The following is a 4,770-nucleotide window of genomic DNA, read 5'->3' as shown; positions in this document are numbered from 1 at the left end:
CGGTGAGCTTGACGAAGGCCGTGTTGCAGGAGCGCGAGAAGCTGTCGGAGAGGCTGGCGTGCTCGTCGGGCTGGAGGCCCTTGAGGTTGTGGAAGGTCTGGCTCTGCCACACCGCGTCCGGAGGGCAGGGGGCGGGCCCGTTCGCCGTGGTGATCCCGTTGTCGATGAGGGCGGCGGCGGTGATGACCTTCATCGTGGAGCCGGGTGCGAGGCGTCCCAGGAACGCCGCGTTGAAGGCGTCCTCGCGGTGGTTGGCCACCGCCAGCACCTCACCCGTGGACGCCTTCACGGCCACGACCGAGGACTCGGTGAACCGTTGCACGGCCTGTTCGGCCGCCGCCTGCGCGCTCGCGCTGAGCGTGGTGCGCAGCTTGCCCGGCCGGCCCTTGGCGAGGGTGACGATCGGGGTCTCGGCGGCGTTGGTGTCCGCGTGACGGATGCTCAGTTCGACGGAGGGCGTGCCGCCCGCCGTGTCGCCGTACTTCGCGCGCAGCTCGTCCAGGATCGGCCCGAGGGAGGGGTACTTCTCCTTCGTCAGGACGGCGCCGTTGCGGTCGACGGCCTCGATCGGCGGGGCGGACGACTCGCCCGTGACCAGCGTGTCGCCCTTCTTCAGTCCGGGGTACACCAGGGCCGGCTGCCAGTCGACCAGCGGCCGGTGGGTGCTGGCGCCGCGCACGATGTTCAGGCTGCCTCGGTAGGCCAGCGGCTTGGACTTCCCGCCGTAGGAGACGGTCGCCTCGACCGAGAAGGGGACGGTGGTGCCGGTGGCCTGCTGGGGCGTGATCTCCACATGGGTGATGTGCGCGTCGCCGCCGTAGGACGCCAGCAGTTCCTGGGCCGCCTCGGGGAAGTTCGTGTACGAGGCGGCCGTCGCCGCGTCGCCCTTCTCCCACGCGGTGAAGAACTTGCCCGACGCCTCCTTCACCTCGTCCGCGTCCGGCGGCCCGGTCTTCACGGGCGCGGCCCCGCCCCCGGCGGTGGTGCTCCCGTTCAGCGCGGACACGAAGTTGTACCCGCCGTACACCGCGCCGCCCACCAGCACGACGCACACCCCACTGACTATGGCGGCCTTGGCCCCCTTGCGCATGAGAGCGCTCCCTCCCCGTTTCCTCCTCCGCACTGTAAGTGGCGTGCGGGGAAACTGTGAGGGATGTTTCCGGATGTTGTCCTAAGAGAGATCAGCCCGCTGACTCACACCCAGGTATCCAGCCACATCCGTGAACGCCAGGAGTCGATCGGGATGGCGGTGCCCGTGTAGAGGGGCCAGAAGTAGATGAAGTCTGCGCGATCTGGCCCCGTAGGGCCCCGACCAGGGCGTTTTCCTCTGGCCGGGGCCGGATCAGGCGGCTTGGGCCGTCTCTGGGCCGTGATCTTGAGGATTCGACGCCAGATAGAGGCTGTCGACGGCCTTCCGGGTGCGTCCCTCGCTGCTCGGCATGAGGTGCGTGTACGTCCGGAGTGTGAACCCCGGATCGCTGTGCCCGAGGTACTGGCTCAAGGCCCGGATGTTCTCGCCGGCGTCCAACAGAACGGATGCGTAGAAGTGCCTGAGCGCGTGCATGCCGTGTTCGGGGGCCGAGGCGTAGCGCTCGCCCGTCTCCCGTGCCGGGATGATGCCGGCGGTGGCCAGAGCAGGCTTCCAGTGATGGTCGTTGAAGTTGCTGACGCGGACGTGATTGCCTTCCGGTCCGCTGAAGAGGAGCCGTTTCGTCACGGGCGGGCCGTCGGGCGTGCGCCACGGAAGCGTCACATCGATCGGCTGGAGCTCCTGCGAGTGGTCCCGGAGCGCGGTCGCCACGGCTTTGGGAAGCGGCACGTCCCGGACCTTGCCACCCTTCGGCAGGGCGAAGACGTACTCGCCCCGGATGCGCTTGAGCTGGTGGCCGACGGTCAGCCAACCGCCCTCGTAGTCGAGTTCGTCTATGGCCAGACCGAAGATCTCACCCTGCCGCAGCCCGCAGCCCGCCCCGGCGTCCACGGCCGCCTGGTAGCGCCGGGGGAGGGCGGCGCGTACGCCGAAGACCTGCGCCGTCGTCCACGGGACGACGCGCGGCTTCCCCGGCTTCGGCAGCTGCACCGTGCGGGCGCGGCAGGGGTTCTTGCTGAGCAGCCCGTCATCGACTGCCGCGCTCAGCGCCGCCGACACGGTGCCGACGATGATGCGGCGGTGCGACTCCGCCGGCACGGTGGCTTCCAGAGCAGCGATCCAGGCCCGGATGTGTTCCGGCTTGAACGAGCCGAGCGGGCGTGAGCCGATGTGAGGGTAGGCGTGCAGCCTGAGCCGACGTTCCGCAGCCTCGCGGCTGTTGATCTCGCCCGTGTGGCTCTTGACCCACCGTTCGGCGTACTGCCGGAACGTTGTCCGAGCGACGCGCGGGTCGACGTACTGACCGCGCGACATGTCCGCTTCGATCTGCGCGAGCCACTGTTTGGCGAGCCGCAGTTCTTTGTCCCGGAACGATTTGCTCTTCTCGGTGCCATCCGGGCCGACGTACCGGGCGCGGTACCGGAGACCTGTTCCGTGGCGGTCGGTCTTGACCTTGACGGGCTTGTCGTCTGGGCTGGTGACAGTCTTGAACCATCGGTCTTGGATGTGGCCTGCCATTTGGGGTGTGATCCCTTCTCAAGCGTGAGACGGGGAGGGCCACGGCGTGGCCCTCCCCGTGGAATCGGGCGGTGCGATGTGCGGCCGCTTCAGGCGGCTTCGGTGTCGGTGTTTTTGCGGCTGGTGACGTAGGTGCGGACGTCGGCGGGGTCGTAGCGAAGGTGCTTGCCGATGCGGAAGCCGGGCGGACCGATCCGCTTCTTGCGCCACTGGTAGACGGTCTCTTTCGGTACCTCGAACATTTCGGCGATGTCGTCGGGGGTGAGGTATCGGTCGGGGAGGCCTCCCCGGAGGGTCGTGCGGGGGTCGGTGTCGGGTTGGGCGTGCGCGCTCAAGACGTCCTCCACGTGTTGAGTCCGCATTGCTGTGTGTCGCGACTCAAGCGACTCAGGGACCGTGGGAGGGCGGTTTGAGTTGCTTGAGTCGCGACACGGGCTATTGCGGGTGGGAGTGGTTGAGGGTGATCCCGGTGTAGGTGGGCACCTGTCGGCCGTACTGGTCGCGGGGGCGGGCCCGGTGGAGCTGCGGGACGACGGATTGCAGGTTCCTGCCGAACATCTGTTTGGTTCCGACGGCGCGGACGCCGTTGTCCTCGGCCCACTCGCGCCAGATGGCCCACAGCGTGTCCACGGGCACGGCGCAGTCCGGTCCGATGGTGCAGCACTCGCGGACGAATGCGCTGGTGGGGGAGGCGGTGTCCTGCATGATGACGACCGATTCCCGCGAGGATGCCGGTTCGGTGATCCGGCCGGTGCGCTCCAGGCGGGCGAGTCCTTCAAGGGCCCAGTTGAGGATGCCGGGCATCTCGGTGGCGAGCCGGTCGGTCAGGGCGGTGTCTTCCTTGCCCAGCCAGGAGACGGTCATGTTGAGGACGACGAACCGGCGGGCGATGACTCCGGAGGAGTCGCCGAAGTTCGGCAGTTCGTTGGTGAGGATCATCAGCCGGGTGGGGAGCTTGCCGGTCCAGGGGTCGCGGAACTTGCGGTCGATGTCGATGGTGTCTTCACCGGAGATGGTCAGGAGCCGTTCGACGACCTGTCCGCCGTCCTTGCCGGACAGCCGTGCATCGGAGATGACTGCGAGGGGCTTTCCGAGCAGGGACGACAGCCCGAAGTTGCTGCCGAGTCCGGCGAGGGTCGGGCCGGCCAGGTTTTCCCGCCCGACCAGCTCTTTCAGCACCCGCGCGATGGTGCCTTTCCCGGAGCGGGAGGGCCCTTTGATGAGCAGGATCTTCTGCTGGTCGGTGCGGCCGGACAGGACGTAGCCGAACCACTCCTGGAGCGCGTTGACGGCGTCGGGGTCGTGGGGCCAGATCTGGTGCAGGAAGCGTTCCCACGTGGGGGCGGTGGCCTGCGGGTCGTAGGCGTAGGGGACGGAGACGAGGTTGAAGAACCCTGGACCGTGGGGCAGCAGGGCGCGGTCCCGGATGCGCAGCAACCCGTTGGCGCAGGCCACGATGGGGCTGCGGTCCTGGCCGCCGTTGCCGGCGCCGTCGATCCAGGCGGGGGCGTCCACCTCGGTGGGCAGCAGAGTAACGGCCCCGAGCGCGTCGAGAAGGTTACTGATCTTCTGCTTGGTCGGTGCCCAGTCGCGCTGCTCGGGCTGTCCGTCCTTGCCGGGCGCGTTGTAGACGGCGTGCTCAAGCCGCGTGTACATGGCCGCGCGCATCTGCTGTTCGTCCAGCTCCCGCCAGCAGGTCCCGGTCCAGTGCATCCACGAGCCGCGCCAGCGCCGGCAGACAAGGCGCCCGTCCTCCGTCTGCCAGTCCGGCAGGAGCCGCCGGGCGACGGCGAGAGGGTTGGAGGGTGCGGGCAGTTCTTCCAGGCCGGTCATGCGGCGTTCCTCCCTTCGGTGAGCGGGTCCGGTGTGCCGGTACAGAAGTGCTTGTGCGCCTCGTACTCGGTGGCGAGAGCGGCGACGGCGCGGGGCCCGCGGGCAGTGCCGGTCTGCCCGCAGGGGCAGGCGTAGGCGGCGGTTGGGGTGTCGCCGTGGCGTTTGGTCCAGCGGGCGCCGTCCCAGTGGTGGCGGTAGACCGGTGGGGCGTAGATGCGGATACCGGGCCGGTCGGGTGTCGGGTCCTCGGTGCCGTGGCGTGCCTCGTTGCTCCGGAACCGGTCAGAGCGAAGAGCAGTACGGACGCCCTTGCGGGCGGCGCCTTTCGG

General features: G+C 68.9%; 5 protein-coding genes. All 5 read right to left on the bottom strand.

Features of this window, described 5'->3' with window-relative positions:
* Positions 1-1,090, bottom strand: a 1,090-nt coding sequence (locus ABZ484_RS38355; protein ID WP_358870581.1) for a penicillin-binding transpeptidase domain-containing protein, incomplete at its 3' end; no start/stop codon positions are given.
* 252 nt (positions 1,091-1,342) lie between these two features.
* Entirely contained in the window at positions 1,343-2,608 is a 1,266-nt protein-coding gene (locus ABZ484_RS38350; RefSeq protein WP_358870580.1) for a site-specific integrase, read from the bottom strand.
* An 89-nt stretch (positions 2,609-2,697) separates the two neighbouring features.
* Positions 2,698-2,970 (bottom strand): helix-turn-helix domain-containing protein, encoded by a 273-nt coding sequence (locus ABZ484_RS38345; RefSeq protein WP_358870579.1) that lies wholly within the window; start codon positions 2,968-2,970, stop codon positions 2,698-2,700.
* A 73-nt stretch (positions 2,971-3,043) separates the two neighbouring features.
* Positions 3,044-4,441 carry a phage/plasmid primase, P4 family gene (locus tag ABZ484_RS38340; RefSeq protein ID WP_358870578.1) on the bottom strand — a complete coding sequence of 466 codons (1,398 nt, stop codon included), beginning with the start codon at positions 4,439-4,441 and terminating at the stop codon, positions 3,044-3,046.
* Positions 4,438-4,770, bottom strand: a 333-nt coding sequence (locus ABZ484_RS38335; RefSeq protein ID WP_358870577.1) for a hypothetical protein, incomplete at its 5' end; no start/stop codon positions are given. The genes ABZ484_RS38335 and ABZ484_RS38340, both read right to left, overlap by 4 nt.

This window comes from Streptomyces sp. NPDC006393 (assembly GCF_040628575.1).
Lineage (GTDB): Bacteria > Actinomycetota > Actinomycetes > Streptomycetales > Streptomycetaceae > Streptomyces.
Note: the sequence above shows the minus strand (reverse complement) of the source record. Positions and strands in the feature narration are given on the sequence as shown.

Excerpts from the sequence above, each read along its gene's own strand:
- ABZ484_RS38350 (WP_358870580.1), bottom strand. The coding sequence starts at position 2,608 with ATGGCAGGCCACATCCAAGACCGATGGTTCAAGACTGTCACCAGCCCA.
- ABZ484_RS38345 (WP_358870579.1), bottom strand. The coding sequence starts at position 2,970 with ATGCGGACTCAACACGTGGAGGACGTCTTGAGCGCGCACGCCCAACCC.
- ABZ484_RS38340 (WP_358870578.1), bottom strand. The coding sequence starts at position 4,441 with ATGACCGGCCTGGAAGAACTGCCCGCACCCTCCAACCCTCTCGCCGTC.